Raw genomic sequence first — 20,903 nt, forward strand, 5'->3', positions numbered from 1 at the left:
TGATAAAACAAATGTCATGAGACACGGAAAAAAGGTAAACCATTTAGGTAGAAAAACTGCCCATAGAAAATCAATGTTGGCTAATATGGCTTGTTCATTAATTGAACACAAACGTATTAACACTACAGTTGCCAAAGCAAAAGCTTTAAAGCAATTTGTTGAGCCAATGATTACTAAATCTAAAGAAGATACAACTCATAACAGACGTATCGTTATGGCAACTTTAAGACAAAAAGATGCGGTAACAGAATTATTTAGAGATGTAGCAGTAAAAGTAGCCGATCGCCCAGGAGGTTATACTAGAATTATCAAGTTAGGAAATAGACTTGGTGATAATGCTGATATGGCAATGATTGAGTTAGTAGATTACAACGAAATCTACAACGCTGGTAAGAAAGAAAAGAAAACAACTAGAAGAAGTAGAAGAAGAGGTTCTAAACCTGCTGCTGCTCCAGTTGAAACTCAAGCATCTAACGAAGAAGAATAAATGTTAATAAGCATTTAAATATAAAGGATAAACTATTTTAGTTTATCCTTTTTTTTATGCAATTTTGTAAAACTTCATTCCTGTGTAGGCAGGAATCTTATGAATTTAAGCGAATAAATGAAATATCAAAAACGACAAAATGCCATCATTCTACTAGCAGATGGTACAATTTTTTACGGTAAGGCAGTAGGAAATAAACAAGGAACAGCTTTTGGCGAAGTATGCTTTAATACTGGCATGACAGGATATCAAGAGATTTTTACAGATCCTTCATATTACGGACAATTAATGGTAGCCACTAATGCCCATATTGGTAATTACGGAACAAATGCAGATGAAGTAGAATCAGATTCTATAAAGATAGCAGGTCTTATAGTAAAAAACTTTAGCTATGAGTATTCTAGAGTAGATTCAGAAGGTTCTTTAGAAGATTTTCTTGAAAGAAATAATTTATTAGCAATATCAGATGTTGATACTAGAGCTTTAGTAAGTTATATTCGAGATAATGGCGCTATGAATGCTGTAATTTCCACCAATGTAGATAATATAGATGGTTTAAAGAAGCAATTAGCCGAAGTACCTAATATGGAAGGTTTAGAGCTAGCTTCAAAAGTATCAACCAAAGAGCCATATTATTTTGGTGACGAAAATGCTACCTACAGAGTTGCAGCATTAGATATAGGGATAAAAAAGAACATCCTTCGAAATATTGCAAAAAGAGATGCTTATATAAAAGTGTTTCCATACAATTCAAAATTCGAAGATTTAGCGGCTTTCAATCCAGATGGTTATTTTTTATCTAATGGACCTGGAGATCCAGAACCATTAATAGAAGCCCAAGAGGTTGCAAAGGAAATTATAAAAAGAGATTTACCTTTATTTGGTATCTGTCTTGGTCACCAAGTAATTGCGTTAGCAAATGGTGTATCTACGTATAAAATGCATAATGGACATAGAGGTATTAACCACCCAGTTAAAAATTTGATAACTGGTAAAGGCGAAATAACATCTCAAAATCATGGTTTTGCAGTTAATAGGGAAGCAGCAGAAGCAAATGCAGATTTAGAAGTGACACATGTTCATTTAAACGACCACACAGTAGCTGGTTTAGCCATGAAAAATAAAAATTGTTTCTCAGTTCAGTATCATCCAGAAGCAAGTCCTGGCCCACATGATTCTGATTATTTGTTCGATCAATTCATTGAAAATATTAAAAAAGGTAAGTTAGAAATGGCTAACAAATAACATCTAAAAATAGACTAAATTTTACTAAAACGTTATAGAAGTGTTTTTGATTGTTTTCTTAAAAACATCTAAAAAAAGAGAAGATTTAGCCGTAAATTTGAAGTATTAAACGATTAAAAACAAACTAATTATGAGTATTATAATTAATATACACGCAAGACAAATTCTTGATTCGAGAGGAAACCCAACAGTAGAAGTTGATGTTGTAACAGAAAATGATATATTAGGAAGAGCTGCAGTACCATCTGGAGCATCAACTGGTGAGCATGAAGCTGTCGAATTACGTGATGGTGGCAATGCATATATGGGTAAAGGTGTTTTAAAAGCCGTAGATAATGTAAATTCTATCATTGCTCAAGAATTATTAGGAGTTTCAGTTTTTGAACAGAATTTAATCGATCAAATCATGATTGATTTAGATGGCACAAAAAATAAATCTAAATTAGGAGCTAATGCTATTTTGGGTGTTTCTTTAGCAGTTGCTAAAGCAGCAGCTGGAGAGCTTGGATTACCATTATATCGTTACGTTGGTGGCGTTTCTGCAAACACCTTACCATTACCAATGATGAATATAATAAACGGTGGTTCTCATAGTGATGCACCTATTGCATTTCAAGAGTTTATGATTATGCCTGTAAAAGCTAAAAACTTTACACATGCTATGCAAATGGGAACGGAAATTTTCCATAATCTAAAAAAAGTATTACACGATAGAAATTTAAGTACAGCTGTTGGTGATGAAGGTGGTTTTGCTCCAAATTTAGCTGGAGGGACAGAAGATGCTTTAGAAACTATAGCAAAAGCTGTTGAAAACGCTGGGTATAAATTTGGTGACGAAGTTAAGATTGCATTAGATTGTGCTTCGGCAGAATTTTATGAAAACGGTAAATACGATTACAAAAAGTTTGAAGGAGATACAGGCGTAGTTAGAACAAGTAAAGAACAAGCCGATTATTTAGCTGAACTAGTTGAAAAATATCCAATTATTTCTATTGAAGATGGGATGGATGAAAACGATTGGGATGGTTGGAAATACTTAACCGAATTAGTTGGAGATAAAGTACAATTGGTTGGAGATGATTTGTTTGTAACAAACGTAGAGCGTTTATCAAGAGGTATTGATGAAGGTATTGCCAATTCAATTCTTATAAAAGTAAACCAAATAGGTACTTTAACCGAAACTATCGCAGCTGTAAATATGGCTCATAATGCTGGTTATACATCGGTAATGTCTCACCGTTCTGGAGAAACAGAAGATAATACTATTGCAGATTTAGCTGTAGCATTAAACACAGGACAAATAAAAACAGGCTCGGCATCACGTAGTGATCGTATGGCTAAATACAATCAATTATTACGTATTGAAGAAGAGCTTGGAGAAGTTGCTTATTTTCCACAAGAAAAAGCCTTTAAAATAAAATAAAGAGTCTTAAACTATATTCAAGAGGCGATTGTTATTTTAGCAATCGCTTTTTATTTAGTATCAATTTTAATAATATTTAAATTGATTAAAACATTACCAGTAAGCTTTAAAAATAAGGGGATATTTCGTAAATTAGCGTTCCGCTTAACAAAATTAAATTAACGTGTACTTATGGCAAATACTGCTACCATAGAAATAGATGGTCAAAAACATGAATTTCCTTTAATTGAAGGAACTGAGAACGAAGTTGGAATTGATATAAAAAGCTTAAGAGCTGCCACAGGAGGTTGTATAACTTTAGATCCAGGTTACAAGAATACAGGCTCTTGCGAAAGTGGTATAACGTTTTTAGATGGAGAAAAAGGAATTTTAAGGTATAGAGGATATTCTATTGAAGAATTAGCCGATAAAGCAGATTTCTTAGAAGTAGCTTTTCTTTTAATTTTTGGAGAACTACCTACAAAAGAACAACACGATAAATTTCATGCAGACATTAAATCTAAATCTATTGTAGATGATGATGTAAGAAAAATTATTGATGCCTTTCCTAAGTCGGCACATCCAATGGGCGTGTTATCATCACTTACAAGTGCTTTAACAGCTTTTAATCCATCTTCGGTAAATGTTGATTCTGAAGAGGATATGTATAATTCTGTTGTAAAAATACTAGGAAAGTTTCCTGTATTAGTAGCTTGGACTATGCGTAAAAAACAAGGGCTTCCTTTAGATTATGGGTCTAACTCTTTGGGTTATGTTGAAAATGTTTTAAAAATGATGTTTAAGCAGCCTAACGAGGAATATGTTCAAAATAAAATAATAGTAGATGCTTTAGATAAGTTATTAATACTTCATGCAGATCATGAACAAAACTGTTCAACTTCTACAGTAAGAATTGTTGGTTCATCACATGCGGGGTTATTTGCATCATTGTCTGCTGGTATTTCTGCGCTTTGGGGACCTTTGCATGGTGGAGCAAACCAAGCAGTTCTTGAAATGTTGGAAGCAATAAAAGAAGATGGTGGCGATACTAAAAAGTATATGGCAAAAGCCAAAGATAAAAATGATCCGTTTAGATTAATGGGCTTCGGTCATCGTGTGTATAAAAATTTCGATCCACGTGCTAAAATTATTAAAAAAGCAGCAGATGAAGTACTTGCAGATTTAGGTGTTGAAGATCCAATTTTAGAAATAGCAAAAGGACTAGAACAAGAAGCATTAAACGACCCGTATTTTGTAAAACGTAAATTATACCCAAACGTAGATTTTTACTCAGGAATAATTTATAGAGCTATGGGAATTCCAACAGATATGTTTACAGTAATGTTTGCATTAGGGCGTTTACCTGGTTGGATTGGACAATGGCGAGAAATGCGTTTGCGTAAGGAACCAATTGGAAGACCAAGACAACTATATATAGGAGAAAAGCATAGAATGTTTAAGTCTGTAGAAAACAGATAATAAATATTTTTTTTGCAATATTATTAAGCTTCATGAATTTTTCATGAAGCTTTTCTTTTTTAACTCAATAATTTTACGAATAATTCAAAAAGTGCTTAATTATTATTAGCTTTGAGGCCTTAAATATTTTAGTTCTAGTATATGTTAAAATTAAATGTAAAAAATGAAACTTCAAGGTTAAGAGCTGTTGTTTTGGGTACGGCAGAAAGTAATGGACCTACTCCAAAAATTGAAGATTGTTATGATCCTAAGAGTATAGAGCATATAAAAGCTGGAACCTATCCAAAGGAAAAAGATATGATTCTTGAAATGAATGCTGTTGAAGCTGTTTTCAAGAAATACGATATTAAAGTCTATAGACCAGAGGTTATAAAAAATTGTAATCAAATTTTCTCAAGAGATATAGCATTTGTTATAGAAGATAAAATCATTGAGGCTAATATATTGCCACATCGAGAAGAAGAGGTGCAGGCAATAGATTATATATGGAATCAAGTTGCCGAAGAGAATAGAGTGATTCTTCCAGAAGAATGTCATGTTGAGGGAGGCGATGTTATGCCATGGAACGATTATATTTTTGTTGGAACATATTCTGGTGCAGATTATCCAGAATTAATTACAGCACGCACCAATATAGATGCTGTTATGGCACTTCAAGAACTTTTTCCAAACAAAACAGTTAAGTCGTTTGAGCTCAGAAAATCCAATACCAATCCTAAAGAAAATGCTTTACATTTAGATTGTTGTTTTAACCCACTGGGAAAGGGTAAAGCGATTATTCATAAAAACGGATTTTTGGTTGAACATGAATATGAATGGCTAGTTAATTTCTTCGGAAAAGACAATGTGTTTGAAATTTCCAAAGAAGAAATGTACGAAATGAATAGTAATGTTTTTTCAATTTCTGAAGATGTTATTATTTCAGAAAAAAATTTCACACGATTAAATACATGGCTTCGTGAGCAAGGTTTTACAGTAGAAGAAGTGCCGTATGCAGAAATAGGAAAGCAAGAAGGGTTATTACGTTGTACCACATTGCCACTTATAAGAGATTAAAATGCAACAAACTACAAATACTATATTAATGATTCGTCCTGTAGGCTTTAGGATGAACGAGCAAACAGCAGTAAATAATTTTTACCAAAAAGTTTTGGATAATATATTACCCGAAACCGTGAATGCTAAAGCACAAAAGGAATTTGATAACTATGTCGAAAAACTTAGGAGTATAGGTGTTAATGTACTGGTTGTAGATGATACGAAAGAAACAGATACTCCAGATTCAATTTTCCCAAATAATTGGGTGTCATTTCATGAAAATGGCGATGTTGGATTGTATCCTATGTTTGCCGAAAATAGACGTTTAGAAAGACGTGAAGATATTTTAGAAACCCTAGAAGAACAAGGCTTTGTTATTAACAGAATAATTGATTATACCAATGCAGAAAAAGAAGACGTATTTCTTGAAGGAACAGGAAGCGTTATACTCGACCGTGTAAATAGAAAGGCTTATTGTGCATTATCTCCAAGAGCAGATGAAGATTTGTTTATTGAGTTTTGTGAAGACTTTGAGTTCTTTCCAATTGTTTTTACTTCAAATCAAACAGTAAATGGGAAACGCAAAGCTATTTATCATACAAATGTTATGATGTGCATTGGCGAGACTTTTGCTGTTATTTGCTTGGAAAGTATTGATAATAAAAAGGAGCGTAAAAATGTGATTAAACATTTAAAGGAAGATGGTAAAGAGATAATAGCTATTACCGAGAATCAGGTGAATAATTTTGCTGGAAATATGTTGCAGGTAAAAGGAGCAAATGATGAACACTATTTAATTATGAGTCAAGCTGCATACAACTCGCTTTCTACAAGTCAAATAAAAACCCTTAAGAAGCACTCAAATATCCTATCAAGTTCATTAGATACCATTGAAGCCTGTGGTGGTGGTAGCGCTCGTTGTATGATGGCAGAAGTGTTTTTGCCAAAAGCTTAATTTTTAAATTTCAGGCTTTTGTTTGGGTAATTGTACATAAAATGTACTGCCAACATTTAAGGTGCTTTCAACCCATATTTTACCTTTGTTAAGCTCGACAAGTTCTTTGCAAATAGATAAGCCTAAACCAGTGCCTTTTTCATTGTTTGTGCCAGTAGTTGTAAAAGAACTACTTTTAAAAAGTTTATCAATATTTTCTTTCGAAATACCTACACCTGTATCTGCTACACTTAAGATACAATGACCATTACTAATGTGATTGGATACTGTAATTGTATCACCTCCATTACAGAATTTCAGTGCATTTGCCAGTAAGTTTTGTATAACAATTTCAATCATACTTTTATCGGCATAAGCAAAATCGCGTAAGGAGTGATCTACTAAATTAATACCCTTACTTTCCATACGCTGTTCAATAAGCTTTACTTTATCTTCAAAAACATCTTGAATATCAAATAAACTCGGTTTAGGTTCTAAAGATTGCATTTGAGATTTTGACCAATTCAATAGGTTGAATAATAACAATGAAGCATTGTTAGCATTCTCGCTAAGTTCTGGTATTAAATTATCGAACTCTTCTCTCGATAAACTTCCATCTTTAAGCAAATTAATAAACCCGTTAATAGATGATAACGAATCTTTTAGGTCATGTGATATAATGGAAAATAATTTGTCTTTTACTTCATTTACATTCTCTAAATGTTTGGTTTGCTCGGCAAAAGCTTCATTTTGCAATTCAATTTTTAAATTCTTTTCTTCTAATTCTTGTACATACTTAACATTGTCGTTACGCTTAGAATAAATTAATGCTAAAAAAATACCCATTATAATCAATGCAGCTAATAGAATATAAAACAATAATTTAAAGCGTTTCATTTTTTCTTTATTTTCAGAAACCTCTTGATTATTTGCTGCAGACAAGTTGTTAGAAGTACTCGTTTCTGTAATATTTAAATCCGATTCTAACTCCATATTAGGTATTACACTAACAGAAGTAGTATTGGTGTTTAATTTGTTTTTTAAGTCGTAATATTCTCTTTGCCAAATAAAAGCACGATCAAATCTTCTTTTAGTAGAATCTAAGGTTTTCATTAAACCGTAGTAGGTTAATAGTTCCTGTTTGTTGTCAATTCGCTTGGCAATAGCACCTGCTTCTAACAACTGTCTTTCGGCTAGTAGTAATCTTTTTTGCTGTAAATTTAAAGCGCCTAAATTATTTAATGAGGTCAATAAACCAGTTTCATTTTTGGTTTGGCGGTTTATATTTAATCCTTCTAATAGATATTTGGAGGCATTTGTAAAATCGTTGAACTGTAAATATTCTCCACCTAATTTAGCCGATATTTGGCCTCTTATTGAATCGTTAGATTGGTTTGCATTTAAAACCTTGGTGTAATACTCGATAGCTTTTCTATGCTCTTTATTCATTGAATAGAGTATCGCTAATTGGCTGTTAGATTCGTTAACGCCTTTGGTATCATTTAAAATTTCTTGAATGTTCAACGCTTTTAAATAATACTCTGTCGCCTTATCGTAAGCTTTAATACTAAAATATGCTTCAGCTAGATTACTGTACGCTAGGTTAAGGTCGTTTTTTAAATTACGTTTTTCTAAAACATTTATAGCAGATAGAGCATGCTGTAACCCCTTGGAATAATTACCACGTTTTATTTCGATAATCCCAATGCTATTGTTTACTCTGGCAATACCAAGAGTGTCTTGTAGTTTACTAAAAAGTAATTTAGATTTAGAGTAACTACTTATGGCATTTATATAATCATCTTTTCGAGTATAAATTAATGCTTTGTAATAATTAATTTCAGCAAGACCATGATTGTAATTTAAGTCGGTTGCAAGTTTTTCACTTTCAAGAATATATTTTAAAGCTCTATTATATTCGCCTGCATCATAAAGTGACTTAATAAGTTTTAAAGACGTGTCTGCTTTTAAAGTATCTTGTTTTTGAAAGGCTAATTGTATGGTTAGGCTATCTATTTCCTGAGTTTGAGAGAACCCTAAGAAGAAAGTAAATAATAAACCTAACGTAATTATTTTATTCATATAATTTATAATATATAACCTAAAGCCTTTTAATAAGTAGTTATATATAGAGGTCTTTATTGAGGGAATAAGAAAACTCTATTTTAAGTTTAAATTTATTTGATAGTTAGTGTAAAAAAATGATATAAACTTATCGGATTGATTAATAGCTTTAACAAAAATGTCAAAAACCTCTATTAAAAGCTAATTTCTAGGTTTTACTACCAATAAATTAGATGAAATGAGGATGGAATTTTAGCAAAAAATCGACGAATAGATTAACGGCAAAAATCATAGAAAAACAACACTTTTATCGATGAAATGCATGATTAACTCTTCAATCGATAAGTGCCTTAAACATAGAATTTTAGCTTTTTTTGTTAATTGGTGATTATTGTATTATTTGAAACAAACCATAGGTTTTCTTTTTAGCAATCATTTGAAAGCTTAAAAGTAATAAATATTCTATATTTGCACACTTAAAAAGTGACTGTTAATGAGCCTTCAAGAGACTATAAATAATCAAGTAAAGCAAGCTGTTTTAGAGAATTATAAAGTAGAAATTACTACTGTAGAATTTCAAGCAACACGTAAAGAGTTTGCTGGTGATATTACGGTGGTTATTTTTCCAATGCTACGATTCATTAAAGGGAATCCCGTACAAATAGGAGAAGCTATTGGTAATTATTTAGTTGATAATGTCAATGAAGTTAAAGGGTTTAATGTTGTAAAAGGATTTTTAAATATCGAAATTAACGATAAGTATTATATTAATTTCTTCAACTCTATAAAAGATAATAATAACTACGGATTAATTAAACCTAAATCTGGAGAAAATGCTGTTATGGTCGAGTATTCTTCGCCTAATACCAATAAACCACTACATCTTGGTCATGTTAGAAACAATCTTTTAGGATATAGTGTTGCCGAAATTTTAAAAGCATCTGGAAAGAAAGTTTATAAAACGCAAATTATTAACGACCGTGGTATTCATATTTGTAAAAGTATGTTGGCTTGGGAGCGTTTTGGAAATGGAGAAACTCCAAAAAGTACTGGTTTAAAAGGAGATAAGCTAGTTGGGAATTATTATGTAAAATTTGACCAGGAGTATAAAAAAGAAATTCAAAATTTAATTGCCCAAGGAAAGACTGAAGAAGATGCTAAAAAGCATGCACCAATTTTATTAGAAGCACAAAACATGCTTCGTAAATGGGAAGCTGGAGATGAAGAAGTTGTGTCGCTTTGGGAAAAAATGAATGGTTGGGTATATGAGGGGTTTAACGAAACATATAAAAACTTAGGTGTAGATTTTGACACCTTGTATTACGAAAGTAAGACCTATTTATTAGGTAAAGAATTTGTAGCCGAAGGGTTAAATTCTGGTGTTTTTGTAAAAGAAACCGATGGCTCTGTTTGGTGTGATTTAACCGAAGACGGTCTCGATAAAAAAATAGTACAGCGAGCCGATGGAACAGCGGTATACATGACTCAAGATATTGGAACGGCAATTCAACGAATTAAAGATTTTCCAGATGTAGGAGGTATGGTCTATACCGTTGGAAATGAGCAAGACTATCACTTTAAAGTATTGTTTTTAATACTAAAAAAATTAGGTTTTGAATGGGCAAAAAACCTGTATCATTTAAGTTATGGGATGGTAGATTTACCTAGCGGAAAAATGAAAAGCCGAGAAGGAACCGTTGTTGATGCAGACGATTTAATTGATGAAATGGCTAAAACAGCAGGTGATATTTCGGAAGAATTAGGGAAACTTGATGGATACAGCAAAGAAGAAAAACAAGCGTTATATAAAATAATTGGCTTAGGAGCCTTAAAGTATTATATTTTAAAGGTAGATCCTAAGAAACGTATTTTGTTTGACCCAAAAGAGTCTATTGATTTTCAAGGAAACACAGGGCCATTTATTCAGTATACCTATGCTAGAATCCAGTCTATCTTAAGAAAGGCTAATTTAGATTCTAATATTACGTTGAGCACTTCGACTGCGCTCAGTACAGGCTCTGTTGAAACGTCTTTACATCCAAAAGAAAAAGAACTAATCAAGCAAATACAGTTGTTTCCCGAAGTGGTTCAAAATGCAGCAGAACAGCATAGTCCAGCTTTAATTGCTAATTATACTTACGATTTGGTTAAAGAGTTTAACTCTTTCTATCAAAATGTATCTATTCTTGGAGCAGATTCTGAAAATGAAAAACTATTTAGAATACAACTTTCTAATAAAGTAGCATTAACTATTAAAAATGCTTTTAGTGTTTTAGGAATTCAGGTGCCTGAGAGAATGTGATTTTAATTTTAAATATTTTATTAATTCGATTTCCTATTTTCATATTAAAACAAGTTTAACACAGGTGATATATATTAAACGGTAATCAAAATCATCCAATTTTTATAACAAAGTCAAGTAGGGTTAGTTTGATAAATATACTTGCCCACGATGAGGTTTTAAGGCATCTCGAATAGGTTTCATATCATCTTCATTAACAACTAAAAAAGCGATACTATGCATGTCATTTATATGCGCCACATCAGTAATGGTAATGGCTTTATTTTCAAGATTAATGTATTCTTTTAGATGAATTACATGATGCTCTGCTGTGCGACTAGCGTTCGGTCCTCGAAAATCCCATATAAGTTTTAATTGGCGCATAAATGGTTTTAATAAAAGCCAAAGATAATTGTTTTGTGGTATTAATTTGACTAAACGTAAATGTTAGTTCGAGTAATTTTCAAAAGAAAATTGTATCGAAAACAGGTTTTAAAATGGAAAATTTTATGGTCACTCGATTTAACAAATTTCACTCAAAATAGACATGGGTTTTCACCATAATATATTCTTGTTTTAATCGTTTGTTAAACAACTTGTATTATAGGTTTATATTAGTATTTTTGTGATTCTTATAAAATAAAATTAGCATATGAAGTTAAAGTATATTTTAGTTTTTGTATTTGCAATATGTAAGTTAAATAATTACGGACAAACGGTTAATGAAGATGTTCTTTTTACTGTAGATAATGACCCTGTTTCTGTTTCAGAGTTTTTAAGAGTTTATAATAAGAATTTAGATTTAGTCCAAGACGAATCTCAAAAAAATATAGACGAATACTTAACTCTTTATACCAATTATAAATTAAAACTTAAAGAGGCCAGAGCTCTTGGCTTGCATGAGAAGTCAAGTTACCAAAGAGAATTAGGGAACTATAGAAAACAATTGGCTAAGAGTTATATTTCAGATTCTAAAGTCACCAATGCTTTAGTAGAAGAAGCATACGAGAGAGTCACAAATGATGTAAAGGCGAATCATATTTTAGTAAGAGTAGATGAAACAGCAAGTCCAGAGGATACTTTAAACGCTTATAATCAAGTACTAAAATTAAGAGAGAGAGCACTTAATGAAGGCTTTGAAAAAGTAAGGAAAGAAGTGCATAACGGAAAAACTATTTATGGTGAAGAACTTGGTTATTTCACAGGCTTTAAAATGGTTTATAAATTTGAAAATGTTGCTTACAATACGCCAGTAGGTGAGATATCTCAACCTTTTAGAACCCAATTTGGGTATCACTTTATTAAGGTGTTCGATAAAAGAGCATCTCGTGGCGAACTTACGGTTGCTCATATCATGCTAACCTTAAAAAAGACTGATTCTTTAAGTGAAAATCCAGAAGAAAGAATTCAAGAAATTTATAAAAAAATAGAACAAGGTGAAGATTTTGAAGCATTGGCAAAACAATTTTCAGAAGATAAAAATTCTGCACCAAAAGGCGGCTTGTTAAAGCCTTTTTCTGGAGGTCAACTTAGTGTGCCAATATTTGAAGAAGTTGCGTTTGGCTTAAATGCTGTTGGAGATATTTCTAAACCATTTAAATCAAAATTTGGATGGCATATAGTAAAGTTATATGCTAAGAAACCAGTAGCGCCTTTCCAAGATATAAAACCAGAATTAGAAGTTAAAGTAAAACGCGATGCGCGTTCTAAACTTATAGATGAAGCTTTACATACCAAATTAAAGAAGCGTTATAATATAAGCGAAAAACAACCAGCTTTAAATTATTTTACATCTATACTTAATGACGACTTTTTTGCTAGAAAATGGGTGCTTCCTGAAGATTTTACAGGTAATAAACCTTTACTTAAAATTGGAAACAAACAATTCTATTACAAAGACTTTGGCGAATATTTATTAAAAAACCAGCGTCATAATAGAGCAAAAATGGATTTAAATAATATAGTAAACGATAATTATAATACGTTTTTAACTTCCAATTTGGTTCAATATCAAGAAGATAATCTGGAGTTTGAAAACGAAGAGTTTGCGCATATAGTAGGCGAATACCGAGATGGCTTATTATTGTTTGACCTTATGGAATCTTCTATATGGAATGCCGCCAAAACCGATTCTATAGAAGTTAAAGATTTCTACAATGCTCACAAAGAGAACTATATTATACCAGAAAGAGTCAATGCTGTTGTAGCGTCTTCAGATAAACAAAAAACGCTTAAAAAAGTAGCTAAGTTGTTAGCACAAGGTATGGAACTTGATAAGATTAAAAATTTAGTTAATAGTAACGATAAAATAGAAGTTATTTTCTCTACAGGCATTATGGAAGCTAACCATCAGGCGTTACCTAAAGATTATACATTTGAAACCGGTATTTCAAAAATTTATAATCATAATTCTGGTTACGTAATTGTGCAAGCTAAAGAAATTCTTCCTAAAGAAATAAAGCCTTTCGAAGAAGCAAAGGGTTCCGTTATTTCAGATTATCAGGCAGATAAAGAAAAAAGTTGGTTAAACGAGTTAAAAGAAAAGTATCCTGTAGTTATTAATCAAAGTATTTTAAAACAGGTAAGAGAGCAAATTAAAAACCATTAAGTGCGTTACAAAGCAAGCCTAATCATACTATCGTTTGTTATAACATCTTGTTCTTTTTTTAAGAATACAGATAACCGTACTCCTGTAGCTAGAGTTAATGATGCTTATTTATATCTAGAAGATGTTAGCGATTTGGTTTCAGGAGAAACTTCAAAAGAAGATAGTACGCTTTTGGTTCAAAACTTTATAAATCGCTGGGCAACACAACAGTTATTGATTGATGGAGCTAAACTTAATTTAAGTGATACAAAGCAAGAAGCCTTTAATAAACTTATTAATCAATACAGAAACGATTTATATACAAAGGCTTATTTAGAAGCATTAGTAAAACGCAGTATTGACACCTTGGTTAATGATGATGAAGCTCGTATTTATTATAATGAAAATAAAGAAGCTTTCAAATTAAATGAAGAGCTTATAAAATTTAGATATGTATATTTAGATAAGAATATGCTTAATTTTCGTAGAATTGAAGAACAGTTTAAACGTTTCGACCCAAAGGATAAAAAAGAGCTTGATTCTGTAGCTATTCAGTTCAAATCTTACTCTTTAAATGACTCCATTTGGGTAAAAGCAACACAGGTAATTGATAAAATACCAGTATTACATTCTGAAAATAAAGATGAACTGTTAAAAAAATCTAATTTTATACAACTCAAAGATTCATTAGGAGTATATTTGATGCAAATTAATGATGTTTTATTACGCAACGACACAGCTCCTTTGGAGTATGTAAAACCTACTATCGATCAAATAGTTATTAATAAAAGGAAGTTAGAGCTAATAAGACAATTAGAAAAAGATATTACAAAAGATGCCATTAAAAACAAGCAATTTGAAATTTATAAATAATTATAAAACCTTAGCCTTCATATTTGTCGCTTTTTTTGCGATTAATTTTTCTTCGGCTCAAGAAATTATTGAAGATGAAAAACCTGTTGAGGAAGTAACAAAAGTAGTCGATACACTTAATGGTTTTAAAGCACAGAAAGTAGATGGTGTTGCTGCCGTTGTAGGCGACTATATTATTTTAGATTCTGACGTTGATAAAGCCTACTTGCAGTTACAAGCTCAAGGTGTTAATACAAAAGATATTGAGCGTTGCCAATTATTTGGAAAGTTGTTAGAAGATAAACTATACGCACATCACGCTATTCAAGATAGTTTAACTGTTTCAGATGCAGAAATAAGACGAAATGTAGATTATCAAATAGAACAATTTCTACAACAAGTTAATGGCGACATGAAACGTCTTTTAGAATTCTATAAAAAAGATGACGAACAGAGTTTTAGAGACGAAATGTTCGAAATAAATAAAGCCAATCAGTTAGCCCAAAAAATGCAAGCGAGTATTGTTGAAGAAATTGAGGTGACTCCAGAGGAAGTAAGAACTTTTTTTAATAAAATTCCCGAAGATGAGCGTCCAACATTTGGTACAGAATTGAAAGTGGCACAAATTGTGGCAAAACCAAAAGTGTCTGAAGAAGAAAAGCAAAAAGTAATTGATAGGCTAAAGCAGTTTAAAGCCGATATTGAAGAGAATGGCGCCAGTTTTAGGTCTAAAGCGGTCTTATATTCCGATGATCCAGGATCTGCAAGTAAAGGTGGTAAGTATACCTTAAATAAGAAACAGCCTAGAATGGTTAAAGAGTTTAGGCAAGTTGCTTTTTCACTTCAGGAAGGTGAAATCTCAGATCCGTTTGAAAGCGATTTTGGTTTTCATATCATTCATTTAGAAAAAATTAGAGGACAAGAATATGATGTGGCACACATCCTTTTAATTCCAAAAGTATCAAATGAAGCCGTATTAGAAGCAAAAGACCGCCTTGAAAAAGTTAGAGAACGTATTGTGAGTGATGATATATCATTTGCTGATGCAGCAAGAGAAGCTAGTGATGAAGATGAAACACGTTATGATGGCGGTCAACTTATTAATCCAGCAACTCAAGATTATAATTTTGAATTGACAAGAATGGATCCAGAATTATATGCTCAGATTCAAGACCTGAAAGATGAAGAAGTTAGTTTAGTTTTAAAGGAACAAGATAGACAAGGAAACCTTTCGTTTAAAATCTTAATGGTTACCGATAGAATTGAAGATCATGAAGCAGATTATGCACGCGACTTTTTAAAAATAAAGGATTTAACACTTAATGATAAACGTGTAAAGGCTATAGAAAAATGGCAAGCCGAAAAGATTATGGATACTTACATAAAAATTAGTGGTGAATATAGAGATTGTGAGTTTTCTAGCAATTGGTTAAAAAAGTAAAACTTATGTCAGACGTTGCTGCAATAGAACAGTTTGTAAAAAGATATAAAGAATTAAAAACCGAAATTGGTAAAGTAATTGTTGGGCAAGATGCGGTTGTAAACCAGATTTTAATTTCTATTTTTTCTGGAGGACACTCATTACTTATCGGAGTTCCTGGACTAGCAAAAACCTTAATGGTTAACACCATTGCACAAGCCTTAGGTTTAGATTTTAAACGCATCCAGTTTACGCCAGATTTAATGCCTAGCGATATTCTAGGAAGTGAGATATTGGATGAAGACAGGCATTTTAAATTTGTTAAAGGCCCTATTTTTGCCAATATTATTTTAGCCGATGAGATTAATAGAACACCACCAAAAACACAAGCCGCTTTATTAGAAGCTATGCAAGAACGTGCGGTAACTGTTGCTGGGCATCATTATAAATTAAGCTTACCGTATTTTGTTTTAGCTACTCAAAACCCTATTGAGCAAGAAGGAACTTATCCGTTACCTGAAGCACAATTAGACCGTTTCATGTTTGCAATAAATCTAGGGTATCCGTCATTTAATGAAGAAGTTCAAGTTGTTAAAGCAACTACAACAGATATTCAAGCAAAAGTTAATGCCTTGTTTTCTGCTCAAGAAATTATAGATTGTCAACAGCTTATTCGTCGAATTCCTGTAGCCGATAATGTAATTGAATATGCAGTAGCAATGGTTGGAAAAACAAGGCCAGAAAGTGATGAAGCTATTGATTTAGTAAAAACTTATATTGATTGGGGTGCAGGTCCTAGAGCATCACAAAACTTAATTTTAGCTGCAAAAACACATGCGGCTATTCATGGTAAATTTTCTCCAGATATAGAAAACGTTCAAGCGGTTGCATATAGTATTTTAAGACATAGAATCATTAAAAACTACAAAGCTGAAGCTGAAGGAATTACCGAAAATCAAATTATTAAGAGTTTATTCTAATAATAACGCGATATCTTTTTTTAACTGATTTACGGAACTTTTATCTAATAAGTTATAAAAGCCACGTATGTATTGCTGCTTGTCTACAAGTGCAGCATAAGAGGAATGATAAAAATCCATACGATCTTCTTTAGGTTTAAAGCTTGTTCTAAATAAGCTAGATACATGTTTAAGCTGCTCATCACTGCCATTTAGAAAATGCCATTTTGAGCTTGGAATATTGGTAGCTTCAGCATAGCGTCTTAAAACAGGAATTGAATCATTATTGGGATCTATACTAAATGATAACAAGAGAAAATCTTCATTATTAATAAAATCTGTTGCGAAATTTGTTAATGCCGATGTCATTTTTGGGCAAATACTTGGGCAACGTGTAAAAAAGAAATTGGCTAGATATACTTTATTATATGTGTTTTGATCTGTGATTAGTTGATTTAGTTGATTCCTAAATTCGAAATCACTTATGGTATAAGTTACATCAGCTCCATTCGTATCAATATAGCGACTTAAAATAGGTAACTCTTTTTTTGATTGACAGGAAGAAATTAATAATACAGCAATTAAAAAAAGTAAACTATTGCGCATCGTAATAAGTATTGATTTTTAAATCCATTTCCTTGTCATAAAAAAACAAAAACATACTAGCCATCATATCTTGAACTTCATTAGTTGTGTTATCAGTTACAAGGGTTAACTCATATTCATGATTTGGATACATTAAAACACCTTCTTTACTTGAAAATTCTGGTGTTTTAGTCAGACCAATTTTGTTCTTATGATTTATTACATCGCAATTATAAATAACTTCACCAGAAGTAAGATCTTTTAGTATAAATTGTTTTGCAAAAGGATGGAGGTGAGGTGTAACTTGATGCAGACGCATCGTATCTTTTATAGCTAGCTGTTCTGTTGCATTATATGAGAAAGTTTGTTCTCCTTCAAAAATTTTCCAATGTCCAGAAAGCGCTTGTCCGTTTTTATCAAAGTAAGTGTGATTTTTTGTTTCTATTGGGATACATGAGTTTTCCATCATTTTTCCTTCAGAATTAAAAGGATCGTTGATGTCAAAGGGTAGCATCATAAATATAGTTCTTGGAAGTAAAGGCTTTATGTCTCGTTTTTTGCTATATGCTATGGAGATATCATGTTTTATTTGAAATATGGAATCATTTATATTGTGATTTAGTGCCTGTGTAATTATAAAAAATTGTTCATCACTAAAAAAAGGAAAGCCATATCCTTCAGGAAATTTAACAGATTCTACACCATGAGATAACGAAATTACTCTTGGATATTGCTTATTAATTCTATCTAGCATATTCCAACGACCATGGTGTTCTTGTTCTATATAATCTATGTTTGTATGGCAAACAAAGTCATTAGAACGATTGTCATTTGTTTTAGAATCTACTGCTTCAATTTTAAAACCTGTCATCCAAAGTAAGTCTTGTTTAGATTGGTTTAAATAAAAATTTTGTAGTGCATTTGGACCTTCCATTGATTTATAAATTCCATCTATTAATAAAGAAGGAGATTGGAACTTTATATAATTATCAGTTAGTGATTTTGACCATTCAGAATCAATAATTTTGAAAAAATGTAGCGCTCGCGTTTTAACAATTGCTTTATATCTGTTAGACAAATTAAAATAGTATATTAGACCAATAGTAGTGATAATTACTAGGGAAATTATCGTGATTTTATGCCACTTTTTTAAAGTCATTAGATCTGTGTATTAATCAAAATTACTAATATTTTAATGCAACAACCAACGTTTTCAAGATTATTAGGCTTAGACTGTTTAAGAGCTTTAGCCATTAGTTTAGTTGTGTTGTCTCATATTACTTTTTTGCTATATCCTAACACGACATCTACACTTATAGATTTTGTACGCATTATGGGGGCTATTGGGGTCGATTTGTTTTTCGTATTAAGTGGTTATTTAATAGGAGGTATTCTACTTAAGATTTTAAAGGAAGAGCATTTGCAATGGAGCAGCCTTATTAGGTTTTGGAAAAGACGCTGGTTACGAACATTGCCTAATTATTTTTTAGTTTTAATTTTAAATGTTGTAGGGGCTTTAATTGTTGGTACTTCACTACCCAAAGATGTATTCTTATACAGTTTCTTTTTTCAAAACTTCGCGAGCGAACATCCAGATTTTTTTACTGAAGCATGGAGTTTGTCTATCGAAGAATTTGCTTATTTACTATTACCGTTCTTTCTTTTTTTGTCTGTAATGCTATTTAAAAAGGGTAATAGACAATTGTTGTTTTTTAGGACAACATTACTGATAATCATTATGTTAACCATTTTTAAAATATTTTACTATTTCGATAATTCTATTACTACTTATCACGAATGGAGTACATCTTTTAGAAAAGTTGTTATTTATAGAATGGATAGTATTTATTATGGTTTTATTGTTCTTTTCTTAGTTAAAAATTTTCCAAACTTTATAACTCGTAAAAAAAATATATTATTAATTCTGGGATTGGCTTCATTTGCTTTACTTCACATTTTTGTTTACGTTTTCAATTTATTACCTCAATCTCATTTTGGGTTTTATGTTTTTATATATCTGCAAATAGTTGGAATCTCATTGGCGCTCTTATTTCCCTATTTTTTAAATCTAAAAAGAACTTTTTTTGGTCAACAATTAATTGAATTTATTAGCAAGCGCTCTTATGCTATATATTTAGTGAATTATTCTTTAGTTCTATTAAATATTGAATTATTGTTTGATATCTATTCAATGAATATATTAGAAAAAACAGCTCTTGTTATTTTATTTTTATTAATGACTACGGTAATTTCAAATATCATGTATGTTTACTTTGAAAACCCCATTTTAAAATTTAGAGACCGAAAGTTTCCAAGGTAACATATGGCTTATAAAGCAAGAATATATGGACTAGATTTAATGAGGGCTATAGCCATTACCATGGTAGTTTTTTCGCATTCACTTTATATTTTTCAAGGTTATAATAATGTTATAATTAGCGCAGTTCAAGTTATTGGTGTGCAAGGTGTGGAGGTTTTCTTTGTTTTGAGTGGGTTTTTAATTGGAGGGATGCTTTTCAGGTTAATAAAGACTACTCAATTTTCTAGAAAAGAACTATTTCATTTTTGGGTAAGACGTTGGTTTAGAACATTGCCATTGTATTTTTTAATGCTATTAATTAACATTGTAGTTGCTCTTTTATTAGGTTATGAATTGCCTCAGACTTTATGGAGGTACTTTTTCTTTTTACAAAATTTCTCAGCCTATCATGTCCCTTTTTTTCCAGAATCTTGGAGTTTATCGGTTGAAGAGTTTGCCTATCTTTTAGGTCCTTTTTGCCTTTTTACATTTTATAAAATTGCAAATAGATATATTATTAAAAAAGAAAAGATATTTTTACTAGTGTCTATGCTATTGGTGTTTGTCTTTTTAATATCAAAATTCATTTATTATTGGTCTTTTTTAGATGAGGTACAATCTTTAAGAATATGGAATTCTAATTTAAAGGCGATAGTAATATACAGACTTGACGCCATTTTTTATGGCTTCATTTTGCTATATTATTTTAAGCAGAACAAGACTAAAATCGAAAAACTAAAAGATAAACTTTTTATTATTGGAATCTTCCTGTGGGTAATGGTTTTGGTAATACTTCCTTTGTCAGGTATTACCATTCAAACACATACATTTTATTGGAATGTGCTGTATTTACCTTTTAATTCAATAGCTATTTGTTTGATGTTGCCTTATTTGTGTTTTTTAAGGCCTCCCAGACGAAGGTTTTTCAAATTCGTTAAAAGTATCAGTGTCTATTCTTATGCTATGTATCTTTTGCACTACAACTTTATTTTGTATTTAATGCAAATCTTTTTAGACTTTCAAAAATTGAACTTAGTAGAACGGATTATTGGCTTGTTCGTTTATTTATCCCTTACTTACTTCTTGTCCAAAATAGTGTATACGTATTTTGAAAAGCCAATAACCAATTTGCGAGATTCAAAGCGTATTAAAAACAAGCTTAAGATTAATGTTAATAATTAGATAGTTTTCAAATTAAAAATTTGAAAAAAACGTAACGATATCAAATTATAATAGGACTATAATAAATTAATATTAGTAGACATTGTATT

General features: G+C 31.3%; 17 protein-coding genes. 13 read left to right on the top strand and 4 right to left on the bottom strand.

Annotated features, from left to right (window positions below; translation table 11 throughout):
• The first annotated feature begins 16 nt into the window (after positions 1–16).
• The 6 genes from rplQ to ctlX all read left to right on the top strand — a co-directional run bounded on the left by rplQ (position 17) and on the right by ctlX (position 6,606).
• Positions 17–487, top strand: coding sequence for a 50S ribosomal protein L17 (gene rplQ / locus Q0739_RS13330; RefSeq protein WP_298239228.1), 471 nt, complete (start codon positions 17–19; stop codon positions 485–487).
• 117 nt (positions 488–604) lie between these two features.
• Entirely contained in the window at positions 605–1,732 is a 1,128-nt protein-coding gene (gene carA / locus Q0739_RS13335; RefSeq protein WP_298239229.1) for a glutamine-hydrolyzing carbamoyl-phosphate synthase small subunit, read from the top strand.
• Positions 1,733–1,862: 130 nt separating this feature from the next.
• Entirely contained in the window at positions 1,863–3,155 is a 1,293-nt protein-coding gene (gene eno / locus Q0739_RS13340) for a phosphopyruvate hydratase (protein ID WP_298239230.1), read from the top strand.
• Positions 3,156–3,326: 171 nt separating this feature from the next.
• Entirely contained in the window at positions 3,327–4,613 is a 1,287-nt protein-coding gene (locus tag Q0739_RS13345; protein WP_298239231.1) for a citrate synthase, read from the top strand.
• A 141-nt stretch (positions 4,614–4,754) separates the two neighbouring features.
• Entirely contained in the window at positions 4,755–5,669 is a 915-nt protein-coding gene (locus tag Q0739_RS13350) for an arginine deiminase family protein (RefSeq protein ID WP_298239232.1), read from the top strand.
• Position 5,670: 1 nt separating this feature from the next.
• A complete protein-coding gene (gene ctlX, locus Q0739_RS13355; protein WP_298239233.1) occupies positions 5,671–6,606 on the top strand; it encodes a citrulline utilization hydrolase CtlX in 936 nt (311 codons plus the stop codon).
• 3 nt (positions 6,607–6,609) lie between these two features.
• Here ctlX and Q0739_RS13360 read toward each other — a convergent pair whose 3' ends face one another.
• Positions 6,610–8,667 (bottom strand): tetratricopeptide repeat-containing sensor histidine kinase, encoded by a 2,058-nt coding sequence (locus Q0739_RS13360; RefSeq protein ID WP_298239234.1) that lies wholly within the window; start codon positions 8,665–8,667, stop codon positions 6,610–6,612.
• Between the two features lie 475 nt (positions 8,668–9,142).
• Here Q0739_RS13360 and argS point away from each other — a divergent pair, with 475 nt between their 5' ends.
• Complete coding sequence (gene argS / locus Q0739_RS13365) at positions 9,143–10,951, top strand: arginine--tRNA ligase (RefSeq protein ID WP_298239235.1); 1,809 nt, start codon at positions 9,143–9,145, stop codon at positions 10,949–10,951.
• A 123-nt stretch (positions 10,952–11,074) separates the two neighbouring features.
• Here the strand turns inward: argS and Q0739_RS13370 are convergent, their stop codons facing one another.
• Positions 11,075–11,314: a hypothetical protein gene (locus Q0739_RS13370; RefSeq protein ID WP_298239236.1), complete on the bottom strand. Its 240-nt coding sequence runs from the start codon at positions 11,312–11,314 to the stop codon at positions 11,075–11,077.
• Between the two features lie 268 nt (positions 11,315–11,582).
• Between Q0739_RS13370 and Q0739_RS13375 the strand changes: the two genes are divergently transcribed.
• The 4 genes from Q0739_RS13375 to Q0739_RS13390 are packed head-to-tail and all read left to right on the top strand — an operon-like array spanning position 11,583 to position 16,769.
• Positions 11,583–13,538 (top strand): peptidylprolyl isomerase, encoded by a 1,956-nt coding sequence (locus Q0739_RS13375; protein WP_298239237.1) that lies wholly within the window; start codon positions 11,583–11,585, stop codon positions 13,536–13,538.
• On the top strand, positions 13,539–14,390 hold the full coding sequence (locus tag Q0739_RS13380; RefSeq protein ID WP_298239238.1) for a peptidyl-prolyl cis-trans isomerase: 852 nt from the start codon (positions 13,539–13,541) through the stop codon (positions 14,388–14,390). It begins immediately after the preceding gene.
• Complete coding sequence (locus tag Q0739_RS13385) at positions 14,353–15,810, top strand: peptidylprolyl isomerase (protein ID WP_298239239.1); 1,458 nt, start codon at positions 14,353–14,355, stop codon at positions 15,808–15,810. Before Q0739_RS13380 ends, Q0739_RS13385 begins: the two co-directional genes overlap by 38 nt.
• Positions 15,811–15,815: 5 nt before the next feature.
• A complete protein-coding gene (locus Q0739_RS13390) occupies positions 15,816–16,769 on the top strand; it encodes a MoxR family ATPase (RefSeq protein ID WP_298239240.1) in 954 nt (317 codons plus the stop codon).
• Here Q0739_RS13390 and Q0739_RS13395 read toward each other — a convergent pair.
• Together Q0739_RS13395 and Q0739_RS13400 are read right to left on the bottom strand one after the other, a co-directional pair.
• Entirely contained in the window at positions 16,761–17,354 is a 594-nt protein-coding gene (locus Q0739_RS13395; protein WP_298239241.1) for an SCO family protein, read from the bottom strand. The two genes, Q0739_RS13390 and Q0739_RS13395, sit on opposite strands and share 9 nt — an antisense overlap.
• The gene (locus Q0739_RS13400) at positions 17,344–18,492 is read right to left on the bottom strand and encodes a hypothetical protein (RefSeq protein ID WP_298239242.1); all 1,149 of its coding nucleotides are present in this window, start codon (positions 18,490–18,492) and stop codon (positions 17,344–17,346) included. Before Q0739_RS13400 ends, Q0739_RS13395 begins: the two co-directional genes overlap by 11 nt.
• Before the next feature lie 36 nt (positions 18,493–18,528).
• Here Q0739_RS13400 and Q0739_RS13405 point away from each other — a divergent pair, with 36 nt between their 5' ends.
• Positions 18,529–19,653 (top strand): acyltransferase, encoded by a 1,125-nt coding sequence (locus Q0739_RS13405; RefSeq protein WP_298239243.1) that lies wholly within the window; start codon positions 18,529–18,531, stop codon positions 19,651–19,653.
• A 3-nt stretch (positions 19,654–19,656) separates the two neighbouring features.
• Positions 19,657–20,814: an acyltransferase gene (locus tag Q0739_RS13410; RefSeq protein WP_298239244.1), complete on the top strand. Its 1,158-nt coding sequence runs from the start codon at positions 19,657–19,659 to the stop codon at positions 20,812–20,814.
• The last annotated feature ends 89 nt before the right edge of the window (positions 20,815–20,903 follow it).

This window comes from uncultured Algibacter sp., assembly GCF_947487605.1.
Classification (GTDB): Bacteria; Bacteroidota; Bacteroidia; order Flavobacteriales; family Flavobacteriaceae; genus Algibacter_D.

Excerpts from the sequence above, each read along its gene's own strand:
- carA (WP_298239229.1), top strand. The coding sequence starts at position 605 with ATGAAATATCAAAAACGACAAAATGCCATCATTCTACTAGCAGATGGT.
- Q0739_RS13390 (WP_298239240.1), top strand. The coding sequence starts at position 15,816 with ATGTCAGACGTTGCTGCAATAGAACAGTTTGTAAAAAGATATAAAGAA.
- rplQ (WP_298239228.1), top strand. The coding sequence starts at position 17 with ATGAGACACGGAAAAAAGGTAAACCATTTAGGTAGAAAAACTGCCCAT.
- Q0739_RS13345 (WP_298239231.1), top strand. The coding sequence starts at position 3,327 with ATGGCAAATACTGCTACCATAGAAATAGATGGTCAAAAACATGAATTT.
- ctlX (WP_298239233.1), top strand. The coding sequence starts at position 5,671 with ATGCAACAAACTACAAATACTATATTAATGATTCGTCCTGTAGGCTTT.
- Q0739_RS13405 (WP_298239243.1), top strand. The coding sequence starts at position 18,529 with ATGCAACAACCAACGTTTTCAAGATTATTAGGCTTAGACTGTTTAAGA.
- eno (WP_298239230.1), top strand. The coding sequence starts at position 1,863 with ATGAGTATTATAATTAATATACACGCAAGACAAATTCTTGATTCGAGA.
- Q0739_RS13400 (WP_298239242.1), bottom strand. The coding sequence starts at position 18,492 with ATGACTTTAAAAAAGTGGCATAAAATCACGATAATTTCCCTAGTAATT.
- argS (WP_298239235.1), top strand. The coding sequence starts at position 9,143 with ATGAGCCTTCAAGAGACTATAAATAATCAAGTAAAGCAAGCTGTTTTA.
- Q0739_RS13395 (WP_298239241.1), bottom strand. The coding sequence starts at position 17,354 with ATGCGCAATAGTTTACTTTTTTTAATTGCTGTATTATTAATTTCTTCC.
- Q0739_RS13350 (WP_298239232.1), top strand. The coding sequence starts at position 4,755 with ATGTTAAAATTAAATGTAAAAAATGAAACTTCAAGGTTAAGAGCTGTT.
- Q0739_RS13410 (WP_298239244.1), top strand. The coding sequence starts at position 19,657 with ATGGCTTATAAAGCAAGAATATATGGACTAGATTTAATGAGGGCTATA.
- Q0739_RS13385 (WP_298239239.1), top strand. The coding sequence starts at position 14,353 with ATGCCATTAAAAACAAGCAATTTGAAATTTATAAATAATTATAAAACC.
- Q0739_RS13370 (WP_298239236.1), bottom strand. The coding sequence starts at position 11,314 with ATGCGCCAATTAAAACTTATATGGGATTTTCGAGGACCGAACGCTAGT.
- Q0739_RS13360 (WP_298239234.1), bottom strand. The coding sequence starts at position 8,667 with ATGAATAAAATAATTACGTTAGGTTTATTATTTACTTTCTTCTTAGGG.
- Q0739_RS13375 (WP_298239237.1), top strand. The coding sequence starts at position 11,583 with ATGAAGTTAAAGTATATTTTAGTTTTTGTATTTGCAATATGTAAGTTA.